Below are 21,668 nucleotides of genomic sequence, written 5' to 3'. Positions count from 1 at the left end.
TATCGAAGCTTACCAGCCTATTGATGATCGAATGGCGGAAATCGCCTTCCGGTTCATCGTCATCCGGAGAGCTGTTATTCGAGGGGGAGCGGACGTGGGGCTTTTCAATCATTGCAGGCGGGGGATTCAGGCCGTTCTGGCGCTGGTTTCGCTGGTCGTCGTCGCGCCGGCTTCGGCGCAGATCAGCTTTTCGGTGACGCTGCCGCCGACGGCCGCCGACGCGCCGGTCACCGGACGGTTGATCGTCGTCGCCGCTCCGCGCTCCAATACATCGCTGGCCCGGGCCGAGCCGCGCCAGTTGCTCGGGATGAGCGGCCCACCGGCCTTCGGCGTCGATGTCGAGAATCTCGCGCCCGGCACGACGGTGACGGTCGATGCGAAGGCGGACGGCTTTCCGTTCGACCTCGATCGGTTGCCCGCGGGCGACTACAGGGTGCAGGCCGTCCTCATTCCCTATGTCAAGGCGAAGCGGGCCGATGGTCATACCATCTGGGTGCCGGTCAGCGACCAGCGCGTCGGCGCGGCGATGTTCCCCGGCAACCCGTACAGCAAGCCGCTCGACGCCCGCCTCGATCCCGCGGGCGGCGCGCCCGTCGCGCTGACGCTGACCGAGAAGATCGGCCCGGTCGCGCGCGATCCCGACACGCCGTGGATCAAGCGCGTCCGTATCAAGAGCAAGATATTATCGGATTTCTGGGGTATTCCCATCTCGATCGGTGCCGAGGTGCTGCTGCCGAAGGATTTCGCCAAGCATCCGAACGTGCGCTATCCGGCGATCTATACGTTCGGCCATTTCGGCGCGCCGTTCAATTTCAATCCCGATCCGGCGAGCGATACCGATGGCGCTCGGCGCGGCGCGGCCGACGCCAACGTCAAGACGGGCTATCAATTCTCGCGCGAATGGACGGGCGACGGCTTCCCGCGCATGGCGGCGATCACGCTCGAGACGCCCGGGCCCTATTTCTTCGAATCCTATGCGCTGAATTCGGCCAACAACGGTCCGTGGGGCGACGCCATCACCAGGGAACTGATGCCCTATCTCGAAAAGACCTTCCGGCTGATCGACCAGCCCTATGGCCGGATCGTCGAAGGGGCGTCGACCGGGGGCTGGGAGGCGCTGGCTCTGCAACTCCATTACCCCGACCTGTTCGGCGGCGCGTGGGTGTTCAATCCCGATCCGATCGACTTCACCCGCTACCAGCTCACCGACATCTACAAGGAGGACAATATGTTCACCTTGCAGATCAACGACTGGATCACGAAGGAAAAGCCCTTCCGCCGCAGCCGCGAGGGGATGCCGCTGATGGACCTGCGCACCCTCGCCGCGTTCGAGGCGATGATGGGGTCGAAGGGACGGTCCTATTATCAGCTCGACATCTGGCAGACGACGCACGGACCGGTCGGCGCCGACGGCTATCCGGTGCTGCTCTATGACAAGAAGACCGGCGCCATCAACAAGGAGGTCGTCCGCTACATGCGCGAGCACGGCTTCGACCTGTCGGGCTATGCGCGCGACAATTGGGCGACGCTGGGACCGAAGCTGCGCGGAAAGCTGAACTTCTTTGCCGGCGAGATGGACGATTTCTACCTCAATCTCGCGGTCTACCGCTTTCAGGACATGGTCGCCGAGGTGGCGGGCCCGGATTATCCGATCCGCTTCGAATATGGCCGGCCCAAGAAGGGGCACAACTGGCACCACACCGATTGGGCGGGCGTCGTCCGCGAGGTCGCCGACCATGACCGCAGCGCGGCCCCCGCGGGCGCGCCGGTCGATACGTGGAATTATTGAAGAGGGGAATGGACGATGACCGGGAAGCGCATGGGGCAGATGATGCTGATCGCGGCGGGCTTCGCAGCGGGCGCCGCGACGCCCGCCGCGATGGTGATGGCCGACGCCGGGCCGGCGAAGAGCAGCTTTGACGAGATCAGCGTCAAGCGGATCAACATCGTCGAACCCGACGGCAAATATCGGCTGGTACTCGCCAATTCGGAACGCTTTCCCGGCCTGTTCATGGAGGGCAAGGAATATAAGCACCACAGCCGCGATACGGGCGGCATGCTCTTCTTCAACGACGAAGGCGACGAGGTCGGCGGGCTGACCTTCGACAGCAAGACCGTGGGCGAGCACCGCCGCGCCAGCGCATCGTTGATGTTCGACCAGTACAAGCAGGACCAGACCGTCGGCATCCAGTATAGCGAGGCGAACGGCCAGCGCGCCGCCGGCCTGCGCGTCTGGGACCGGCCCGACTGGCCGATCAAGCCGCTGATGGAGATGAGCGAGCGTGCCGCGACGGCGCCCGACCAGGCCGCCCGCGACCGCATCCGCGAAGAGATGCGCGCCTATGCGACGGCGAAGGGCACGGCCGCCGAACGGCTGTTCGTCGGCAAGACATCCGATGATGCGATCGTGAAACTCGCCGACAAGAGCGGCAGGCCGCGCCTGCTGCTGCGGGTCGGTGCATCGGGGGAACCCAGCATCGAATTCCTCGACGCGACGGGGAAGGTGGTGAAGCGGATCAGCTGATCGCCGGCGACGCGGCGCTGCAGCACGGCCGGGCACCCGCCGCCCGGCCCTTCGCCGTGCGCGATACAAGCATTTGTAATTCCAACAAATAAGTCATGATATTGTCATTTTCCCTTGACCCGGGCGGTGAATGCTGATGCCATCGCGGCGATGGATCATCAGGCTCGACTTCGCTGGTTCGCGCGGGAGGTGCTGCCGCACGAACCCGATCTGCGCAAATGGCTTGTCGGCCGCCTGCGCGGTCTGGGCTCGTGCGACGTCGACGAGGTGGTGCAGGAGGCTTATGCCCGGCTGTGGACCGCCGATTCCGATTCGATCCGCAACGCGCGCGCCTATCTGTTCGTCACCGCGCGGCATATCGTCGGCGAGCATATCCGCCGGTCGCGCATCGTGGCGATCGATCTGGTGGCGGATTTGGATGCCCTGAACATCATCGATGAGGAAATGAGCGTCGACAGGCGCCTGAGTGGACAGGAAGAACTGGCGCGCCTGCACGGAATATTGCAGACGCTGCCGCCCAAATGCCGCGAGGCTTTCGAGCTGAAGAAGTTTCAGGACTTCTCGCAGCGTCAGATCGCCGAGCATATGGGGATCGCCGAGAGCACGGTCGAGAAGCATCTCGCCAAGGCGCTGCGGCTGGTCTCCGAGGCGATGAAACAGGCGCCCGCGGGCGCGGAGGATGGAAGAAGGCGTGAGCGCAGGTTCTGGAAATGGGGCTGACATCGACGCCCGGGCGGCCGCCTGGGCGGTGCGGTCGGCCGAGCGTGCGCTCGACGACCGGGAACAGCGGGAACTCGATGCCTGGCTGACGGCGGACAGCCGCCATCTTGGCGCCTATGTGCGCGCGCAGGCGCTGTGGCTCGACATCGACCGGGCGGTGGCGCTGGAGGGCGGCGCACGCCGCGCCGTGCCGCCCGCGCGGGCGCGGAACTGGCGGCCCTTCGCCATGGCGGCTTCGCTCGCGCTCGTGGTGCTCGGCGGCGCTACCGCCTACGACCATCTCGCCGGCCGCGTCGAGACGGGGCGCAGCGAGGTTCGCCACATGGTGCTCGAAGACGGCTCCACCGTCACCCTCAATGGCGATTCCGCGGTGCAGATCCGCTACGACGACAAGGTCCGGCAGGTGATCCTGCGGCGCGGCGAGGCGTCGTTCGAGGTCGCCCACAACAGCAAGCGGCCGTTCGTGGTCCGTGCCGAGGGGCTGGACGTCCGTGCGGTCGGCACCGAATTCGTCGTCGGGATCGGCACGGGCGGGGTCGAGGTGACGGTGGAAGAAGGCGTCGTCGCGGTCGGAGGCACGGCGAGCGGGTCGGCCGCGCCGCGCTATATCCGCCGCAACGAACAGTTCGTCGCCGCCGCCACCGGCCCGCGCAAGGAGGTGCTCGACGCCGCCGATGTCGAACGGCGCATCGCCTGGCGCAAGGGGCTTCTCGTCTTCAACGGGCAGCAGCTCGGCGACGCGGCGGCGGAGGTCAACCGCTATTCCGACCTGCGCGTGACGATCGACGACCCGACGCTGGCGCGGGCCGAATTCATGGGCGTTTTCAAGCTGGGGGACGCGCGGGCCTTTGCCGGTGCCGCCGCCAGCGCCTTCAATGGCGAGGTGATTCGCCGCGGCAACGAGCTGGTGCTGGTGCGCCAGCAGAATTCTCCTTCGCACTGATAGCGGATTTCCGCGTGCCGTCCCTCGTTCGCCTTTGGAAGCGTCACTTTGCTTCGGGGCATTAGGGAGGGCAGAATGATGATCTGGGGGACACCGGACCGAATCCATACACATGCGGTGCTGATGGCCGGCGTGGCTGCGGCGATATGCTGGACGGCGCCCGCCGCGGCACAGGAACGGCAGCGCTATGCCATCCCGTCCGGCGACGCCGCGACGGCGGTGCAGCGGCTCGCCGTCCAGTCGGGCGTGCAGGTGATGATACCCGACTCCGATCTGGCGGGGGTTCGGACCAACGGTATCGACGGCAGCTATACGCCGGTCGAGGCGCTGCGCCGCATGCTCGCGGGCAAGGGGGTCGAGGTCTTCCAGAATCGCGACGGGGTGGTGGTGATCCGCCGCGCCGGCCGGGCCGCGGCCGAACCCGGGACCGAACTGGTGGGCGAGGACATCATCGTGACCGGATCGCGCATCAAGCGCGCGGGTTTCGATACGCTGCAATCGGCGACCGTGACCGATCGCGAACAGATCGAAAAGCGCGCCTATACCAACGCGATCGAAGCGCTGCAGGATACGCCGGGCTTCGCGCCCGCCGCGAACAGCCAGATCGGGGCCGCGCAGGCCAATCTCGGCGTCGCGCAGAGCTATTCCAATTTCCTCGGCCTCGGCTCGCAGCGCACGCTGACGCTGGTCAACGGCCGGCGCTTCGTGTCGTCGAACACCGTGTCGGGCAGCGGCGCGGCGACCTCGCCGGGGTCGCAGGTCGACCTCAACCTGATTCCCGTCGGCCTGATCGACCGGATCGAAACGGTCGCGATCGGCGGGGCGCCGGTCTATGGCTCGGATGCGATCGCGGGCACCGTGAACATCATCCTCAAGGACAATTACGACGGGCTGGAACTGACCGGGCAGGCAAGCCTCAGCGACCGCGGCGACGCCGCGAACCAGGCGGTGCGCGCGCTGTTCGGCAAGAATTTCGCGGGCGGCCGCGGCAACATCGTCCTCGGCGCCGAATATGTGCGCCAGGAAGGCATGGTCCTCGCCTCGCGGTACAAGTTCCGCTACCTCAGCCCGTCGGGCAATGTCGATCGCACCGACGGCATTCCCGCGCAGCTCGTCGTGGGCGATCTGCGCTACGCCGCGCTGACCGAGGGCGGGCTGCCCTATCTGGCCGGCGACATCGCGCCGGGAACGGGCAGCTATATTCGCGACGCTGCGGGCAATCCGCTGCAATTCGGTCCGAACGGCGATCTCGTTCCGTTCAACCTCGGCGCCAGCTTCTTCGGGTCGAGTTCGGGTCCCTATGCGATCATGCGCGACGGCGGCGACGGGCTCGATCCCGCGAAGCATTTCAGCCTGCTGACGCCGAACGAGCGGTATCTGTTCAATGCGACCGGTCATTACGACCTGACCGACAACGTTACCTTCTTCGTTGAAGGGTCCTACGCGCACACCAGCGGCACCAAGCTCAGCGACCTGTTCCAGTTCGCGGCGCCGAACATCCTGGGCGGGCCGGTGTTGACGATGAGCATCGACAACCCGTTCCTCAGCGCCCAGGCGCGCGACATCCTCGTCGCCAACGGCGTCACGAACTTCAAGCTCAACCGCAACATGAACGACATCGCCGATCGGGCGCCCGGACGCACCAAGCTCGACGTCTATCGGATCGTCGCCGGCTTCCGCGGCGATTTCGACGTCAGCGGCGAAAAGTGGAACTGGGATCTTTCGTACAACTACGGTCGCAGCCGCAACGAATCCGAATTCAATCAGGTCAATCTGACGCGCTTCCTGCAGGCGATCGACGTCGTCGGCACGCCCGGCGCTCCGGTCTGCCGGTCGGGCGGAAGCTGCGTTCCGCTCAATATCTTCGGCGAAAATCGATTCTCCGACGAAGCCGCCGAATATGTCGTCGATCGCGGCGTCGGCATCAGCATCAACTCGCTGCAGACGATCACCGCCAACCTCGACGGCCGCCTGCCGTTCGGGATCGCCGACCCGATCGCCTTCAACATCGGCTACGAGCATCGCCGCGAATATGGCAGCTTCGTGCCCGACGCCATATTGAAGGGCGGCATCAGCCTGCTCGGCGGATCGGCCGCCTTTGCCGAAACGCCGCCGTTCAGCTTCAATACCGACGAAGTCTATGGCGAGACGATCGTTCCGCTGATCGACGAAGAGATGGGCCTGCCGCTCGTTCGCGCGCTCCAGTTCGAAGGCGCGCTGCGCTACGTCGATCACTCGACGGCGGGCGGCGACCTCACCTGGTCGGCAGGCGGCCGTTTGCAGCCGAGCTTCATCGAGGGGCTGACCTTCCGCGGTGTCTATACCCGCGCGATCCGGGCGCCTTCGATCGTCGAACTCGCCCTGCCGGGGGCGAGCGTGCTGCGCAACGCGGCCGACGTCTGCGCGGCGAGCCGCGTCAATTCGGGACCGAATCCCACCGTGCGCCTCGCCAATTGCACCGCCGCGCTTGCCGCGGTCGGCGGCCCGGCTCCCAACGCCTTCAACCCGACGACCAGCGGTGCGTCGCCGGCGGGGATCGTGTCGGGCAATCTCGATCTTCGGAACGAGCGGGCGAACAGCTGGTCGATCGGCATGGTCTATCAGCCGCAGGCAGTGCCCGGCCTTCGTTTCGCGGTCGATTACAACAATATCGATCTTCATGACGCGATCAGCCGCTTCACGCTCGTGACCGCGCAGGCGGCCTGCTACGACAGCCCCAATTATCCGAACGAGGACGCGTGCAACGCCTTCAGCCGCCTGACCGCGGCGGAAGCGGCGGCGCAGCCGGGGGCGGCGCGGATCGCGGGCGATATCGCCAACGGCTACGCCGAATCCTATTACAATACCTCGTCGCAGAAGTTCGCGGGCATCCTCGGCCAGCTCGACTATCGCATCGGGGTGCCGAACATCGCGTCGGGCGGTGAGCCGGGCGCGCTGCGGCTGGGCCTCAGCGCCTTCCGCGTCACCAAATTCACGACGCAGGTCTCGTCGGGTTCGCCGATCATCGACGTGAAGGGCACGGTGGGCACGCCCAAATGGCGGATCAACGGCCGCATCGGCTATGGTTTCGATCCGTTCGACCTCGATTTCCAGGTCGTCTGGTCGCAGAAGACGATCGCCGACCATACCGCGACGATCGAGGATACTCCGATCCTCTATTATCCGTCTTCGACGATCGTCAATGCGACGCTCGGGGCTCGCATCAACGACAATTTCCGCCTGCAGTTCGGCGTGCGGAACCTGTTCGATCAGGCGGTTCCCTTTGCCGGCGAGGTATCGCGCCAGTTCGGCGTCTACGACCCGATCGGGCGGACCTACACGCTGCGTGCGACGGCCAACTTCTGATGGGAGGAGCCGGGGCGGGACCGTTTGTCCCGCCCCCGTTCTTCGCCGATTCCAGGGAACGAACATGACCAGATATCTGCTCGGCATCGCGCTCGCCTGCCTCGCCGTTCCGGCTTTCGCGGACGACGGCCCGAAGCGCTACACGATCGAGCAGTTGATGGACTCCGATTCGATCGGCGGCCTGTCCTGGTCGCCCGATGACAGCAAGCTGATCTTCACCAGCAACCGCACCGGCATCGCCAATATCTACGTCATGCCGTCGGCGGGCGGGAAGGCGGTGCCGCTGACCCGGTCGACCGGCGAAACGATCCGCGCGATCGGCTATTTCCCGCACGACGAGCGCGTTCTTTTCTCGAGCGATCAGGGCGGCAACGAACTCGCGCATATCTATGTCCGCGAACGCGACGGAACGGCGCGCGACGTGACGCCCGGCGACCGGCACGTCGCCCGCTTCGTCGACTGGGCGCACGATGGCCGCTCCTTCTTCGTCCAGACGAACGAACGCGACCCGCGCTTCTTCGACCTCTACGAGATTCAGGCCGACGGTTATGAAAAGACCCGGCTGTTCGAGAACGACAAGGCCTATCAGGTGCGCGCGGTCAGCCCCGACCGGCGCTATGTCGCGCTCAGCCGGATCGTCGATAATGCGACGCGGCATTGCTATGTCTATGACCGGACCGCCGCGAAGCTGATCCAGCTCACCCCCGAGGGCCAACCGGTGGCCTGCGAGCCGCAGGTCTTTGCAAGCGAGGGCGCGCAGCTTTTCTACACCACCGACGATGGCGGCGAATTTGCCTTTCTGGTGCGGCGGGACCTGGCGACCGGCGAGCGCGTCACCGTCTTCAAGCCCGACTGGGACGTCGAGGGCGCGGCGCTGTCGCGCGACGGGCGGACGCTGATCGTCTCGGTCAACGAGGATGCGCGCTCGCGCCCCTACCTGTTCGATGCGCGCGATTTCCGTCCGATCACGCTCGACGTCGGGACGCCCGATGCGAGCACCGCGCTGCTGCTCGCCAACCATGCCCGAAAGGCGCTGATCAGCGCCTCGAACGGCTCGACGCCGGGGGAGATATCGCTTCTCGATCTCTCCAGCGGCAGGCGCACGCCCTTGCTCGACGCGCGTGCCCCCGGCGTCGCACCCGAAGACCTCGTGCCCGGAAAGGTCGTGCGCTTTGCATCCTATGACGGGCTGGCGGTGCCGGGCATCCTCTATGTGCCGAAGGATGCGCGCGCCGGCGAACGGCGGCCCGCGGTGATCCATGTCCACGGCGGCCCCGGCGACGAAAGCCGCGTCGGCTATCGCCCCTTGCCGCAATATCTCGCCAACCACGGCTATGTGGTGTTCGAGATCAACAATCGCGGCAGCAGCGGGTCGGGCCGCACCTTCTATCACCTCGACGACCGCCGCCACGGCGACGCCGACCTTGACGACGTGGTCGCGGCGAAGCGGATGCTCGTCGACACCGGCTTCGTCGATCCCGACAAGATCGCGATCCAGGGCCAGAGCTACGGCGGCTATATGACGCTGGCCGGGCTGGCTTTCCGGCCCGATGCCTTCGCCGCGGGGGTCGACATCTATGGCGTGTCGAACTGGCCGCGCCTGCTCGCCAACACGCCGAGCTGGTGGGAGGACCTGCGCCGGCTGCTGTTTACCGAGGTCGGCGATCCCGAAAAGGATGCGGACTATCTGCGCAGGATTTCGCCGGTGTTCCACGCGGACGCGATCCGCAAACCGCTGCTCGTGCTCCAGGGGGCGAACGACCCGCGGGTGCTGCCGGTCGAATCCGAGGACATCGTCGCAAAGGTCAAGGCGAACGGCGTGCCCGTCGACTATATCGTCTTTCCCGACGAGGGGCATGGCTTTCGCAAGAAGGCGAACCAGATCGCCGCCTATCGCGCCATCCTCGAATTCCTCGACGCGCATGTGAAGAATGCGCCGGGGAAAGAGGCGGAAATCTCCCCGTTGGGCGATTTTCCGATCGGCCGGTGACGGGGGCTTGCCTCAGCCGGCGCGAATTGCTCGCCGCCGGCGCGCTCGTTGCGGCGGCGCCGGCCTGGGCGGCCGGCGGAGACGAGGATGCGCGGCTGAACGCCTTTTTCGAATCGGTGTTCCAGCGCGATCTCGCCCGCAGCCCGTCCGCGCAATCGGCGATGGGCGTCAAGGGCGGGCAGGCGGGGTGGCCCGACGTTAGCCAGCGCCGCGCGGACGAGGATGTCCGGCTGGCGCGGGGCGATCTCGCCGCGCTTCGCCGCTTCGATCGCCGCGCGCTGACGCCGCAGGCTCGGCTCAGCTACGATCTTTTCGCTTATGATGCCGAAGAGGCGATCGAGCGCCATCGCTGGCGCGGCCATCACTATCCGGTGTGCCAGATGCGCGGGCCGCAGCGCGACATTCCGCAGACGCTGATCAACAACCATGCGATCGCGGATCGCGCCGATGCCGAGGCGTATGTCGCGCGGCTGCACGCCGTGGCCCCCTATCTGGCGGCCGTCGTCGCGGGTCTGGAACGGCAGGCGGCGAACGGCGTCGCCCCTCCCGCCTTTTCCATCCCGCTCGTCATCGGCAATTGCGAGAAGCTGATCAGCGGCGCGCCGTTTCAGCCCGGGGCGCCCGACAGCCCGATGCTGGCCGATTTCCGCGGCAAGATCGCGAAGCTGGCGCTGTCCGATGCCGAAAAGTCGGGGTTGCTGCGCGCAGCCGAGGCTGGCTTGCTGGAAGGATTCGGTCCGGGTTTCCGCCACCTGATCGCCTGCCTGCGCAGCATCCCCTGCGGGGAAGGCTGCAACGACGGCGTCTGGCGGCTGCCCGACGGCGATGCCTATTATGCGGCTCAACTGCGGTGGAACACGACGCTGTCCCTGTCGCCGGCGGAGGTGCACCGGATCGGGCTCGAAGAGACCGCGCGGCTCCATGCCGAGATGCGGGCCGTGGCGAAGCGCGCGGGTTTTTCGGGCACGCTCGCCGAGTTGTTCGAGCATGTGCGCACCGATCCGCGCTTCTATTATCCGGATACGCCGCAGGGGAAGGCGGCCTATCTCGACGCGATGCGCGCGAAGATCGCGGCGGTGACCGCGCGGCTCGGCGAACTCACCAACCATGTGCCGAGCGCGGAGGTGGTGGTGAAGCCGGTCGAACCCTGGCTCGAAGCGTCGGCCGGCACCGCCGGCTATTTCGCGCCTTCGGCCGACGGCACGCGCCCCGGCATCCTCTATGTCAACACGCGCGACATGCGGAATCTGCCGATCTACGAACTGTCGGCGCTCTCCTATCACGAAGGGGTGCCGGGCCATCATCTTGAAAAGGCGGTGACGCGGGCGCTGACCGGCCTGCCCCGATTCCGGGCCTTCGGCGGCTATACCGCGTTCAGCGAGGGCTGGGCGCTGTTCGCCGAACAGCTGCCGGTCGAGATGGGGCTTTACGACGATCCGTGGCAGGAATTCGGCCGGCTCTCGATGGAATTGATGCGCGCGGGGCGCCTCGTCACCGACACCGGCGTCCATGCGCTGCGCTGGAGCCGGGAGCGGGCGGTCGCCTGGCTGGACCAGAACACCCCGGCGAACCACGCCGACAATGTCACCGCGATCCAGCGCTATATCGTCACCCCGGGCCAGGCCTGCGCCTATGAAATGGGGAAGCTCAAGCTCGTCGAGCTGCGCGACCGCGCGCGGGCCCGGCTCGGCGACCGGTTCGACCTCCGCCGTTTCAACGACGGCGTGCTCGGCAGCGGCCCGCTGCCGTTGCCGCTGCTCGAAGCCCATATCGACGCCTGGATAGCCAAGGGGGGAGGAACCGCATGAGCAACGGCAGCATCGACCGACGCCATTTCATCGGATCGGCGGCGCTTGCGGGGGCCGCGCTGATCGCGCCGCCGGCGTTTGCGATCGAGACCGGAGAGGACGCGCGGCTCGACGCCTTTTTCGAACGCATCTTCCAGCGCTCGCTCGATCGCAGCCCGACGCGCCAGTCGGCGCTCGGCATCCGCCGCGACCAGGACAAGTGGGACGACATCAGCGAGGCGCGCGAGCTGGAGGACTACCGGCTGCGCGAGCGCGATCATGCCGAATTGCAGGGGTTCGACGTCGCGAAACTGTCGCCGCAGGCCCGGCTCAGCCATCGCATGTTCGCGCTCCAGTCCGAACGCGCGCTGCGCGATTTCAAATGGCGGCATCATGATTATGTGATGACCCAGATGGGCGGCGTGCACACGCGCGTGCCGAGCACGCTCACCAACAGCCATCCGATCGCCACCCGCGTCGATGCGGAGGCCTATATCAAGCGGCTGGCCGGCGTCGAACCGCTGATGGCGCAGGCGGTCGCGCGGCTTCGGGCGCAGGAGGCGCGCGGCATCCGGCCGCCGCGCTTCGTTTATGGGCTGGTGATCGAACCTTGCGTCAATCTGCTGAAGGGGGCGCCGTTCGAGGGAGAGGGCGACAGCCCGATCCTCGCCGACTTCAAGACCAAGCTCGCCGCCGCCGACCTTTCCGATGCCGATCGCGCCGACCTTCTCGCGCGCGGCACCGCGGCGCTGACGGGGGGCTTCGCCGCCGGCTATGGAGCGCTGGTCGCGCACCTGCGCGCGGCCGAGGCGCAGGCCGACGGCGTCGACGGCGTGTGGAAGCTTCCCGACGGCGAGGCCTATTACGGGGCGCAGCTCGAATCCTATACCACGCTGCCGCGAAAGGCGGCCGAGGTACACGCGCTCGGATTGCGCGAGGTGGCGGCGATCCACGATGCGATGCGCGCGATCATGCGGCGGACGGGTTTCGACGGCGATCTTCAGGCCTTCTTCGCCTTCATGCGCACCGACCCGCGCTTCTATCACCCCGACAGCGATGCCGGCCGCGCCGCCTATCTGGCCGAGGCCAATGCGCTGCTCGACGAGATTCGCGCGCGGCAGGGCGAATTGTTCGGCCATCTGCCGAAAGCGCCGGTCGAGGTGCGCGCGATCGAGGCGTGGCGCGAGAAGTCGGCGCCCAAGGCGCATTATCGCAACCCGCCGCAGGACGGCTCGGCGCCCGGCATCTTCTACATCAATCTCGCCGACATGCAGGCGCAGCCGCGCTACCAGCTGGCCGCGACGCTCTATCACGAGGCGATCCCCGGCCATCATATCGAAACCTGCATCGCGCACGAGATGGAGGGGATTCCGAAATTCCGCCGTTTCGCCAGCATCGCGGCGTTCAGCGAGGGCTGGGGCCTCTATTCGGAACTGCTGCCCAAGGAAATGGGGCTCTATGCCGATCCCTATTCGGATTTCGGCCGCCTTTCGCTGTCGCTGATGCGCGCCTGCCGCCTCGTCGTCGACACCGGAATCCATGCGATGCGATGGACCCGCGAGCAGGCGGTCGCGTGGCTCGATGCGAACATGCCGTCGAGCCATTACGACAACCAGCGCGAGATCGACCGCTATATCGTCCTGCCCGGTCAGGCGACCGCCTATTACATCGGCATGCAGACGATCGTCGCGCTGCGCGCGCGGGCGCGCGAAAAGCTCGGCGACCGCTTCGACCTTCGCCGCTTCCACGATGTCGCGCTCGGCGCCGGTCCGCTGCCGCTGCCGCTGCTCGAGGAAAGAATAGACAATTGGATCGCCGATGGAGGAGCCGCGGCATGAGGATGATTTTCGCTTTCGCCGCCGCCTGCCTGTGCGGCGGCACCGCGCTTGCCGCGCCGCCGCACTATGACGTCGCGGCGCATTTCGACCCCGAAGGCCGGCTCGACGCGGATGTCACGATCACGCTCAGCGAAGGGGAGGCCGAAAAGGCCTTTCTGCTCTCGCAGCGTTTCGCGATGCAGCCGACGGCGCTGCCGCACGGCGTGACGATGACGGTCGAGCCGGCCGATTCGCCGATGCCCGCGCTGAACCGGTACGTCTTCCGTTTCGCCGATCCGCACGCCGAACCCGTCAAGCTGCATTTCCGCTATGCCGGGCCGATCGACACCGAGCATGACAGCGGCAACAAGCCGCTGCGGCCCGAAGGCTATGAGCTGTTCCTCGATCATATGTGGTATCCGGTCGGCGCCGACATCCAGACGCGCTTCACCGTCGATGCGACGATCGACGGGCTCGCGCCCGATCTGGTCGTCGTCGCGCAGGGCGACGTCACGCGGACCCCCGATGGCGTGCGGATCAGGCGGGATTTCCTCGACATCGACCTGCCGCTCGTCGCGATGCGCGGGCTGGAGCGTGCCGAGGCGCACGGCGTCGAATTCTATTCGCGCGACCTGTCGGCGTGGCGCTCGCGGCAATATATCAAGCATAGCGAGGCCGCCGCGCGCTATTTCGAGGCGATGTTCGGTCCCTTGCCCCGCAAGGTGCGGATGGCGCAGGTGTGGCGCGAGCGGTCGATGGGCTATGCGCGCACGGCCTATACGGTCGTGACCGAAGGCCGCGCGGGCAGCCCGGAGGATTCGGAGGTCGGACCCGGCCGCCATGTCGCGCACGAGATCGCGCATGCCTGGTGGATGCTCGCGAGCCCGCTGACCGATGATTTCTGGCTCGTTGAATCGGCGGCCGAATATATGTCGATGCGCTATGTCGAACAGGCTTTCGGGCCGGAGGAACTGGCGAAGAACATCGCGGCCAAGCGCGAGGCGACGACGAAGGCCGGTCCGGTCATGGGGCACGGCCGGCCCGACCGGGTCCAGCTCTACGGCAAGGGGCCGCTGCTGCTGGTCGATCTGGAGCATCGGATCGGGCGCGCGGCGATGGACCGGCTGATGATCGCGATGGCGAAGGAGCCGGTGCACACGACGGCGGTCTTTCTGCACCACCTGACCGAGATCGCGGGTGCCGATGCGGCGCGCGAATTCGACACGGCGCTCCACACATGAAAATCTCGCGGCGCGCGGTGCTGGGCGGCACAGCCGCGCTCGCCGTCTCCGCCCGCGCCGGGGCGACCGGGTTCGGGCGCGGTCGATACGACCGCGCCATGGTCATCGACGGCCTGTCCTCGCTCGGCCCGCTCGATCCCGAGGGGCCGGCGGTCGCGTCGCAACTGGCCGCCTATCGCGCGTCGGGGCTGACGGCGATCCACCAGACGGTCGGTGCGGCGGGGAACACCGCGGGGCGTTTCGAGGAAACGCTGCGGCGCATCGCCCGCTACGGACGCTTCGTTCGGGCTTTTCCCGACCGGCTGCTCCACATCCGCGCCGCGACCGACCTGCGCGCCGCGCAGGACAGCGGCCGGCTGGGGGTGATCTTCGGGTTCCAGGATACGGTGCCGCTCGAAACCGACGCGGGCCGGCTCGACCTGTTCGACCTGCTCGGCGTCCGCATCGTGCAGCTCACCTACAACAAGCGCAACCTGGTCGGCGACGGCTGTCTCGAGCCCGGAAACGCCGGCCTCAGCGATTTCGGGCGCGAGGTCGTCGCCGGGCTCAACGCGCGGCGGATGATGGTCGATGCCAGCCACGCATCGCAGCGCACGATCGCAGAGGCGATCGCGGCGTCGAGCGCGCCGATCGCGATCAGCCACACCGGCTGCCGCGCGCTCGTCGATGTGCCGCGCAACACCGCCGATGCCGAGCTGCGCGCGCTGGCCGATCGCGGCGGGGTCGCGGGCATCTATTTCATGCCCTTCCTGCGGGCGAGCGGGCAGCCGCGCGCCGACGACGTGATCCGGCATATCGAACATGCGGTGAAGGTCGCGGGCGAGGATCATGTCGCGCTCGGCACCGATGGCGGCATCGGGGCGGTCGAACTGACCGCCGGCTATGCCGAGAACCAGCGGCGCTTCTATGAGGAGCGCAAGGCGGCGGGGGTGGCGGCGCCGGGCGAGGCGCCCGACGTCTTCAACCTCGTTCCCGACTATAACGCGCCGACGCGCTTCCTGACGCTGGCCGACGATCTGTCGGCGCGCGGCTGGCCGGCGCGGCGCATCGAAAAGCTGCTCGGCGCCAATTTCGCGCGATTATGCGCCGACGTCTGGGGCCGCTGAGCCCGTCCGCAGCCGCTCGCCGCGCCGGCGCAGCAGTTCGGCGGTCCCCAGCAGCAGGGTCGACGCGACGATCAGCAGCGTCGCCGCGGCGGCGATGGCGGGACTGATCTGTTCGCGCACCCCCTCGAACATCTGGATCGGCAGCGTGCGCTGCTCCGGACCGGCGATGAACAGTGCCACCGTCGTCTCGTCGAACGAGGTCATGAAGGCGAAGACCGCGCCCGCGGCGATCCCCGGCGCGGCGAGCGGCGCGAGGACGCGGACGAGCTGGGTCAGCGGCGGCGCGCCGAGGCTGGCCGCGGCGCGCAGCAGGTCCGGGTCGAGGCCGCTCAGCGAGGCATGGACGACGATCACCACGAACGGCAGCGCCAGCGCGCTGTGCGCGATCACCAGCCCCACCGGCCCGTTGACGAGACCCAGCGGCGCGAACAGGAAATAGAAGGCGACCGCGACGACGACGATCGGCATGACCAGCGGCGCGCTGATCAGCGCGACGATGACCGGCTTGGCGCGCGAGCGCATGTGCGAAAGGCCGATCGCCGCCAGCGTCCCGAGCGGCGTCGCGATCGCCGTCGTCGCCACCGCGATCTTGAAGCTGTTGCCGAAGGCGTGCGTCCATTGTGGCGAATCGGCGAGCGTGCGGTACCAGCGCAGCGACAGCCCGCCTTCGGGAAAGACGAGGAAGCCGCCGGGATTGAGCGAAAGCGGAACGACCGCGAGGATCGGCAGCACCAGAAAGGCGAACACCAGCGCGCAGAAGGCGATCAGCGCCGCCCGGCCGAGCCGCCCGGATCGCGAGCGGACGGCGATCATGCCGGCACCGTGCGGACCATCGTCCGTCCCGCGAACAGCATCAGCAGCAGCGGCAGCACCAGCAGCAGGCTGAGCGCCGCGGCCATGCCCCAGTTGAGCGACTGGTTGGTATAGAAGGCGATCGAGGCGCTGATCATCTGGTCGGCGCCGCCGCCCATCAGCGCGGGCGTCACATAATAGCCGAGCGCCAGGGTGAAGACGATGATCGCGCCCGCGGCGACGCCCGGCAGCGTCTGCGGCAGATAGACTTTCCGGAACGCGAGCATCGGCGAGGCGCCGAGCGAGCTTGCGGCGCGCATCGCCGTCGGCGCAATCCCCTTCATCACGCTGTAGAGCGGCAGGATGAAGAAGGGCAGCAGCACGTGCGTCATCGCGATATAGACGCCGAGGCGGTTGTAGATGAGCTGGATCGGCGCGTCGATCAGCCCGATCGTCTGGAGGGCGCCGTTCACGACGCCGTTGGTCTGGAGCAGCACCGCCCACGCCGCCGTGCGCACCAGCGCCGACGTCCAGAAAGGCAGCAGCACCAGGATCAGCAGCGGGTTGGCGGTCCGCGCGGGCAGCGAAGCGAGCAGATAGGCGACCGGATAGCCGAGCAACGTGCACAGCAGGGCGACGACCGCGCTGATCTTGAAGGTGCGCAGGAAGATGTCGCCGAACACCGCTTGCTCGCGCGGAACGCCGACGATGCGGCCTTCGGCGTCGAGCCGCCGGTCGAGCGCGGCGAGCAGATAATAGTTGGTCAGCGGTCCGTCTGCATGGCGCATCACCGACCATATGGCGGGCTGCCCCCAGCGCGGGTCGATCCGCGCGAGATCGGCGACCGTATCGCCGGGCGCGCCGGCCGCGAGCCGGTCGGCGGTGGCATAGAGCAGGCTCCGCGAACCGACCATGTCGTAGTTCAGCCGATTGGCCACGCGGTTGAGCGTGCCCGCCCGATGCGTCGCCAGCGTTTCGTGCGCCACCGTGCGCGCGAGCTCGTCGGGCGGCAGTCCGTCGCCGTCCCATGCGCGCAGCGCCGCCGCGCTTTCGGGCCAGGCGCGTTCGAGATCGCGGTCGATCACCGCACGCGACAGCATCAGCATCACCGGCGCGATGAAGCTGGCGATCAGGAAGATCAGCAGCGGCGCGACGAGCGCAAAGGGCCACCAGCGGCGCGTCATCGGCGGATCAGCGCGCGACCCAGGCGTTGAACCGCTGGGTGAGCTGGTCGCCGTACTCGACCCAGAAATCGGCGTTGAGTTCGAGCGCGCCGACCATGTTCGCGGGGTCGCTCGGCGTATCGCGCTTCAACTCCGGGCCGACCTCGCGGTTCGCCTCGATGTTGGTGAGGCCGGTCGGGATGAAGCGTGCCAGCCGCATCTGGCTTTCGGGCCGCGTCATGTAGCGCAGCAACTGGGCGGCCTCGGCCTTGCGCGGGCTGTTGGCCAGGATGACCCAATAATCGACGGCATAGATGTTGCCGTGCCAGTTCAGCTTGAAATGGCGGCCTTCGGTGCGGTTGGCGACGACCAGCCGGCCGGGGCTGGTCACCGACATCACCACTTCGCCCGACCCCAGCAGGTCGGGAACCTGCGAGATCGAGGACCACCAGACGACATGCGGCTTGATTTCGTCGAGCTTGCGGAAGGCGCGATCGACCCCCGCCGGCGTGCGGAGCGTCGGATAGACCTGGTCGGGCGGCACGCCGTCCGCCATCAGCGCGAACTCCAGCGAATATTTGGGGGTCTTGCGCATGCCGCGCTTGCCGGGGAAGCGGTTGACGTCCCAGAAATCGGCCCAGCTTTGCGGACCGGTCCCGCGGATGCGGTCGCCGTCATAGCCGATCACATAGGACCACAGCATCGCGCCCACGCCGCAGTCGTGCACCGCCGCGGGCAGGAAGGCGTCGCGTCCGCCGAGCGCGGCCCAGTCGAGCCGCTGGAACAAGCCTTCCTCGCAGCCGAGGATCAGATCCTCGGTCTCGACCTGGACGATGTCCCAGCTCGTGTCGCCGCCGGTCACCTTGGTGCGGATCACGCCGACGCCGCCGCGCCAGCTGTCCTCGCGCAGCGGGATGCCGGTCGCCTGCGAGAAGGACGACCAATAGGCCTGCCGGTGCGCGTCCTGCGAGGAGCCGCCCCAGCCGACCACGGTCAGCGGGCGAAGGTCGGACCCCGATCCGCAGGCGCCGAGCGTAAGCAGTGCCAGCGCGCCGAGCGCTCTCAGCCGGAATGTCATGATCCCTCTCCCCCCGGATTCGAGCCATCCGCCGCCGGAAAGACGAAGCAGCGGTCGGTGCACCAGCCGATCGCCAGCCGGTCCCCCGGCTTCACGTCCCGGTCGGCGGAAACCCGTGCGATCAGCGATCCGCCGCCGTCGAGGCCGACATGGATGCGACGGTGATCGCCGTGATAGACAAGCTGGTCGACGCGTCCGTCGAGCGCGTTGCAACAGGGGAGCGGCTGCTCGCCCATCTCGATATGTTCGGGCCGGATCGCCGCGACGACGGCGGTGCCGGGGGTGAAGGTGGCGGCCGCGGTCGCCCGCACGATCTGGCCGCCCGCCAGCCGGATCGCGCACTGGTCGCCCTGCTGCGTGATCACCGTCGCGGCGAGGCGGTTGTTTTCGCCCATGAATCCGGCGACGAAGGCATTGGCGGGCCGTTCGTATATCGTATCGGGCGGGCCGAGTTGCTGCACCCGTCCATCGGCGAACACCGCGATGCGGTCGGACAGCGTCAGCGCCTCGCTCTGGTCGTGGGTGACATAGAGAATGGTGAGGCCGAGCGCGCGCTGGATGCGCTTGATCTCGATCTGCAGATGTTCGCGAAGCTGGCGATCGAGCGCGCCCAGCGGTTCGTCCATCAGCACCAGGTCGGGTTCGAAGACCAGTGCGCGCGCCAGCGCGACGCGCTGGCGCTGGCCGCCCGACAATGCGTCGGGCCGTCGGTCGCCAAGGCCTTCGAGCCGGACCAGCGCCAGCGCCGCTTCGACCTTCGCCGCCGCATCGGCGCCGCGAATGCCGCGGACGCGCAGGGGAAAGGCGATATTCCCGGCGACGCTCATGTGCGGAAACAATGCGTAATTCTGAAAGACGACGCCCATGTTGCGCTTGTGCGGCGGCCGGTCGGCCAGCGAGCGGCCATCGAGATATATGTCGCCCTCGCTCGGCGTCTCGAACCCTGCGAGCATCATCAGCGTCGTCGTCTTGCCCGAGCCCGAGGGGCCGAGCAGGGTCAGGAATTCGCCGCGCTCGACCGCCAGGTCGAGCCCGGCCACCGCGGCAGCGGCGCCGGCCGCATAGCGTTTCTCGACGCCGCGGAACTCGACCAGGGGCGAGGCGGATACCGCCATCAGCATGTCATCGATCGATAGACGGCGCCCAGTCGCCGCACGCCCTCTTCGATCTGCGTCGGCGTGGCATAGCTGTAGGCCAGCCGGACGTGATTGCGCGGGACGCCCGCGCCTTGCGACGCGAAGAAGCGGCTTCCGGCGATCAGGTGCACGCCCGCTTCGGCCGCGCGCGCCGCGAGCTGGTCGCCGTCGGTCTCGTCGGGCAGCGTCACCCAGACATAATAGCCGCCTTCGGGCGCCGCGACGCGGGCGGCGGGCAGTTCGCGCGCCAGCGCCGTCATCATGGCGTCGCGGCGCTCCCGATAGGCCGCCTGCACGCGCGCGATATGCGCGGGAAAGGCAGGGGAACTCGCAAAGCCATGAATGATCCTCTGGATCAGCGGCGAAGAACCGCCTTCCGATTTGAGCGCGATCATCCGCGCGATCAGCGCGGGCTCGGCGGCGACCCAGCCGATGCGCAGTCCGGGGGCGACCAGCTTGGAAAAGCTGCCGAGGTGAAAGATCGATCCCGACCGGTCGAGCGCCTTGAGCGGCGCCTGGTCTGCGCCTTCGAAGCGCACGCGGCGATAGGGGCTGTCCTCGATGATCGCGATGCCGCGCTCCTCCGCGAGCGCGACCAGCGCGGCGCGGCGCGCGTCGGGCATCGTCGTGCCGGTCGGATTGTGGAATTCGGGGACGTTGTAGATCAGCTTCGGCGACGCCCGGCCGGCGGCGGCGCGGCGATCGAGTTCGGCGGCAAGCGCCGCGACGTCGAGGCCCGCCGCATCCTGCCCGACCTCGATGAACTCGACACCGAAATTGCGGAAGATCGGCACTGCGGTGAAATAGGTCGGCGCGGTCACCACGATCGCGTCGCCTTCGTCGAGCAGCAGCCGGCAGACGAGGTCGATCCCCTGCTTCGCGCCGTTGGTGACCAGGATATGGTCGGCGGTCAGGTCGCAGCCGTTGGCATTCATCCACTCCGCCAGCCACGCGCGCATATAGGGCTGGCCGCGGCCCGATGCATATTGCAGCACCTCCTCGCGATGCGCGCCGAGGGCCGTCTCCGCATAGGGCGTCAGGTCGGGCAGCAGTTGCGGCGCGGCGAAACCCGAATCGAAGAAGATCGTCCCCTCGTCGAACTCGGATGGAAAATGCGGGGCCGGAAAGCGCGTCGACAGGGGTCTTGCCCGGCGTGCCAGACGATCATCACTCAACAAATCCTGTGCCCCTCTTCTGCGCCTCGCCTGTTCGCGAAGCGGCTCACCCTGCCCGGAACGATGGTTCGGGCCGACGAATCCGCCATCATCCGACCACCAAAAAGCGAGTGGCGGATTTGCGCGCGCCATCGCTCGTGCTGGTCGGGAGGGGGAAGAATGCGACGACGTCTGCGATATAGGGGGGGACGGGCCGTCGGCGCCTTATGGGCCGCGCTCGCGCTTGCCGCCGGCGGCGCCATTGCCGCCGATCCGGCCGCCGAAGGACCCTTTCCCAGCACCTATCGGCCGGCCGCCGCGGCGCCGACCGCCATCGTCGGCGCGACGCTGCTGACCGGAACGGGCGCCGAGATCGCCGATGCGACGCTGCTGATGCGCGACGGCCGGGTCGAGGCGGTGGGCGCGAACCTTTCCGTTCCCGACGGCTATGCGCGCGTCGACGGTCGCGGCAAATGGGTGACGCCGGGAATCATCGACGCGCATTCGCATCTCGGCGTCTATCCTTCGCCGGCCACGCCGTCGCATCAGGACGGCAATGAAGCCGTCGCACCGAACACCGCGGAGGTGTGGGCCGAACATTCGGTCTGGCCGCAGGACCCGAAATTCCGTCTCGCGCGCGCCGGCGGGGTGACGACGCTGATGGTGCTTCCGGGCTCCGCGAACCTGTTCGGCGGGCGCTCCGTGACGCTCAGGAATGTTCCCGCGGTGACGGCGCAGGGCATGAAATTCCCCGGCGCTCCCTATGGATTGAAGATGGCGTGCGGCGAGAATCCCAAACGCGTCTATGGCGCGCGCGGCCGGTCGCCGGCGACGCGGATGGGCAATGTCGCGGGCTATCGCAAGGCGTGGAT

Annotated in this window: 16 protein-coding genes; 11 read left to right on the top strand and 5 right to left on the bottom strand. The window is 67.7% G+C overall.

Translation table 11 applies throughout. The features are described 5' to 3' along the window. The first annotated feature begins 94 nt into the window (after positions 1-94). From SGR02S_RS00935 to SGR02S_RS00890, 10 genes are all read left to right on the top strand, one after another. Complete coding sequence (locus SGR02S_RS00935; RefSeq protein WP_067105147.1) at positions 95-1,789, top strand: alpha/beta hydrolase-fold protein; 1,695 nt, start codon at positions 95-97, stop codon at positions 1,787-1,789. 15 nt (positions 1,790-1,804) lie between these two features. After that, a complete protein-coding gene (locus tag SGR02S_RS00930) occupies positions 1,805-2,524 on the top strand; it encodes a hypothetical protein (protein WP_067105146.1) in 720 nt (239 codons plus the stop codon). A 150-nt stretch (positions 2,525-2,674) separates the two neighbouring features. Continuing rightward, the gene (locus tag SGR02S_RS00925) at positions 2,675-3,244 is read left to right on the top strand and encodes an RNA polymerase sigma factor (RefSeq protein ID WP_156482905.1); all 570 of its coding nucleotides are present in this window, start codon (positions 2,675-2,677) and stop codon (positions 3,242-3,244) included. After that, entirely contained in the window at positions 3,216-4,187 is a 972-nt protein-coding gene (locus SGR02S_RS00920; protein WP_169799604.1) for a FecR family protein, read from the top strand. Before SGR02S_RS00925 ends, SGR02S_RS00920 begins: the two co-directional genes overlap by 29 nt. A gap of 75 nt (positions 4,188-4,262) precedes the next feature. Continuing rightward, complete coding sequence (locus tag SGR02S_RS00915; RefSeq protein ID WP_067105143.1) at positions 4,263-7,532, top strand: TonB-dependent receptor; 3,270 nt, start codon at positions 4,263-4,265, stop codon at positions 7,530-7,532. 64 nt (positions 7,533-7,596) lie between these two features. After that, positions 7,597-9,522, top strand: coding sequence for a S9 family peptidase (locus SGR02S_RS00910; protein WP_067105142.1), 1,926 nt, complete (start codon positions 7,597-7,599; stop codon positions 9,520-9,522). A 26-nt stretch (positions 9,523-9,548) separates the two neighbouring features. After that, positions 9,549-11,330 (top strand): DUF885 domain-containing protein, encoded by a 1,782-nt coding sequence (locus tag SGR02S_RS00905; protein WP_218000076.1) that lies wholly within the window; start codon positions 9,549-9,551, stop codon positions 11,328-11,330. After that, positions 11,327-13,147 (top strand): DUF885 domain-containing protein, encoded by a 1,821-nt coding sequence (locus SGR02S_RS00900; protein ID WP_067105140.1) that lies wholly within the window; start codon positions 11,327-11,329, stop codon positions 13,145-13,147. Before SGR02S_RS00905 ends, SGR02S_RS00900 begins: the two co-directional genes overlap by 4 nt. After that, a complete protein-coding gene (locus SGR02S_RS00895; RefSeq protein WP_156482904.1) occupies positions 13,144-14,367 on the top strand; it encodes a M1 aminopeptidase family protein in 1,224 nt (407 codons plus the stop codon). The genes SGR02S_RS00900 and SGR02S_RS00895 overlap by 4 nt, the downstream gene beginning before the upstream one ends. Next, on the top strand, positions 14,364-15,473 hold the full coding sequence (locus tag SGR02S_RS00890; protein ID WP_067105138.1) for a dipeptidase: 1,110 nt from the start codon (positions 14,364-14,366) through the stop codon (positions 15,471-15,473). Before SGR02S_RS00895 ends, SGR02S_RS00890 begins: the two co-directional genes overlap by 4 nt. On the opposite strand, the gene SGR02S_RS00885 is transcribed toward SGR02S_RS00890, so the two are convergent. From SGR02S_RS00885 to SGR02S_RS00865, 5 genes are read right to left on the bottom strand one after another with little or no spacing between them, the layout of a single operon-like run. Further along, positions 15,447-16,286, bottom strand: coding sequence for an ABC transporter permease (locus tag SGR02S_RS00885; protein WP_067105137.1), 840 nt, complete (start codon positions 16,284-16,286; stop codon positions 15,447-15,449). The genes SGR02S_RS00890 and SGR02S_RS00885 overlap by 27 nt on opposite strands. Next, positions 16,283-17,449: an ABC transporter permease gene (locus tag SGR02S_RS00880; RefSeq protein WP_082796860.1), complete on the bottom strand. Its 1,167-nt coding sequence runs from the start codon at positions 17,447-17,449 to the stop codon at positions 16,283-16,285. Before SGR02S_RS00880 ends, SGR02S_RS00885 begins: the two co-directional genes overlap by 4 nt. Positions 17,450-17,456: 7 nt before the next feature. Continuing rightward, positions 17,457-18,506 carry an ABC transporter substrate-binding protein gene (locus SGR02S_RS00875; protein ID WP_067105135.1) on the bottom strand — a complete coding sequence of 350 codons (1,050 nt, stop codon included), beginning with the start codon at positions 18,504-18,506 and terminating at the stop codon, positions 17,457-17,459. Further along, positions 18,503-19,621, bottom strand: coding sequence for an ABC transporter ATP-binding protein (locus SGR02S_RS00870; RefSeq protein WP_082796876.1), 1,119 nt, complete (start codon positions 19,619-19,621; stop codon positions 18,503-18,505). Before SGR02S_RS00870 ends, SGR02S_RS00875 begins: the two co-directional genes overlap by 4 nt. Then, positions 19,621-20,817 carry an aminotransferase-like domain-containing protein gene (locus tag SGR02S_RS00865; RefSeq protein ID WP_067105134.1) on the bottom strand — a complete coding sequence of 399 codons (1,197 nt, stop codon included), beginning with the start codon at positions 20,815-20,817 and terminating at the stop codon, positions 19,621-19,623. Before SGR02S_RS00865 ends, SGR02S_RS00870 begins: the two co-directional genes overlap by 1 nt. A 159-nt stretch (positions 20,818-20,976) precedes the next feature. Here SGR02S_RS00865 and SGR02S_RS00860 point away from each other — a divergent pair. Then, the coding region (locus SGR02S_RS00860) for an amidohydrolase family protein (protein WP_501193778.1) at positions 20,977-21,668 on the top strand (692 nt) is incomplete at its 3' end.

This window comes from Sphingopyxis granuli NBRC 100800, from assembly GCF_001591045.1.
GTDB classification, from domain to species: Bacteria; Pseudomonadota; Alphaproteobacteria; order Sphingomonadales; family Sphingomonadaceae; genus Sphingopyxis; species Sphingopyxis granuli.
This window is presented reverse-complemented; position numbering and strand designations above follow the sequence as displayed.

Excerpts from the sequence above, each read along its gene's own strand:
- SGR02S_RS00885 (WP_067105137.1), bottom strand. The coding sequence starts at position 16,286 with ATGATCGCCGTCCGCTCGCGATCCGGGCGGCTCGGCCGGGCGGCGCTG.
- SGR02S_RS00895 (WP_156482904.1), top strand. The coding sequence starts at position 13,144 with ATGAGGATGATTTTCGCTTTCGCCGCCGCCTGCCTGTGCGGCGGCACC.
- SGR02S_RS00925 (WP_156482905.1), top strand. The coding sequence starts at position 2,675 with ATGGATCATCAGGCTCGACTTCGCTGGTTCGCGCGGGAGGTGCTGCCG.
- SGR02S_RS00900 (WP_067105140.1), top strand. The coding sequence starts at position 11,327 with ATGAGCAACGGCAGCATCGACCGACGCCATTTCATCGGATCGGCGGCG.
- SGR02S_RS00890 (WP_067105138.1), top strand. The coding sequence starts at position 14,364 with ATGAAAATCTCGCGGCGCGCGGTGCTGGGCGGCACAGCCGCGCTCGCC.
- SGR02S_RS00930 (WP_067105146.1), top strand. The coding sequence starts at position 1,805 with ATGACCGGGAAGCGCATGGGGCAGATGATGCTGATCGCGGCGGGCTTC.
- SGR02S_RS00870 (WP_082796876.1), bottom strand. The coding sequence starts at position 19,621 with ATGGCGGTATCCGCCTCGCCCCTGGTCGAGTTCCGCGGCGTCGAGAAA.
- SGR02S_RS00910 (WP_067105142.1), top strand. The coding sequence starts at position 7,597 with ATGACCAGATATCTGCTCGGCATCGCGCTCGCCTGCCTCGCCGTTCCG.
- SGR02S_RS00880 (WP_082796860.1), bottom strand. The coding sequence starts at position 17,449 with ATGACGCGCCGCTGGTGGCCCTTTGCGCTCGTCGCGCCGCTGCTGATC.
- SGR02S_RS00915 (WP_067105143.1), top strand. The coding sequence starts at position 4,263 with ATGATGATCTGGGGGACACCGGACCGAATCCATACACATGCGGTGCTG.
- SGR02S_RS00875 (WP_067105135.1), bottom strand. The coding sequence starts at position 18,506 with ATGACATTCCGGCTGAGAGCGCTCGGCGCGCTGGCACTGCTTACGCTC.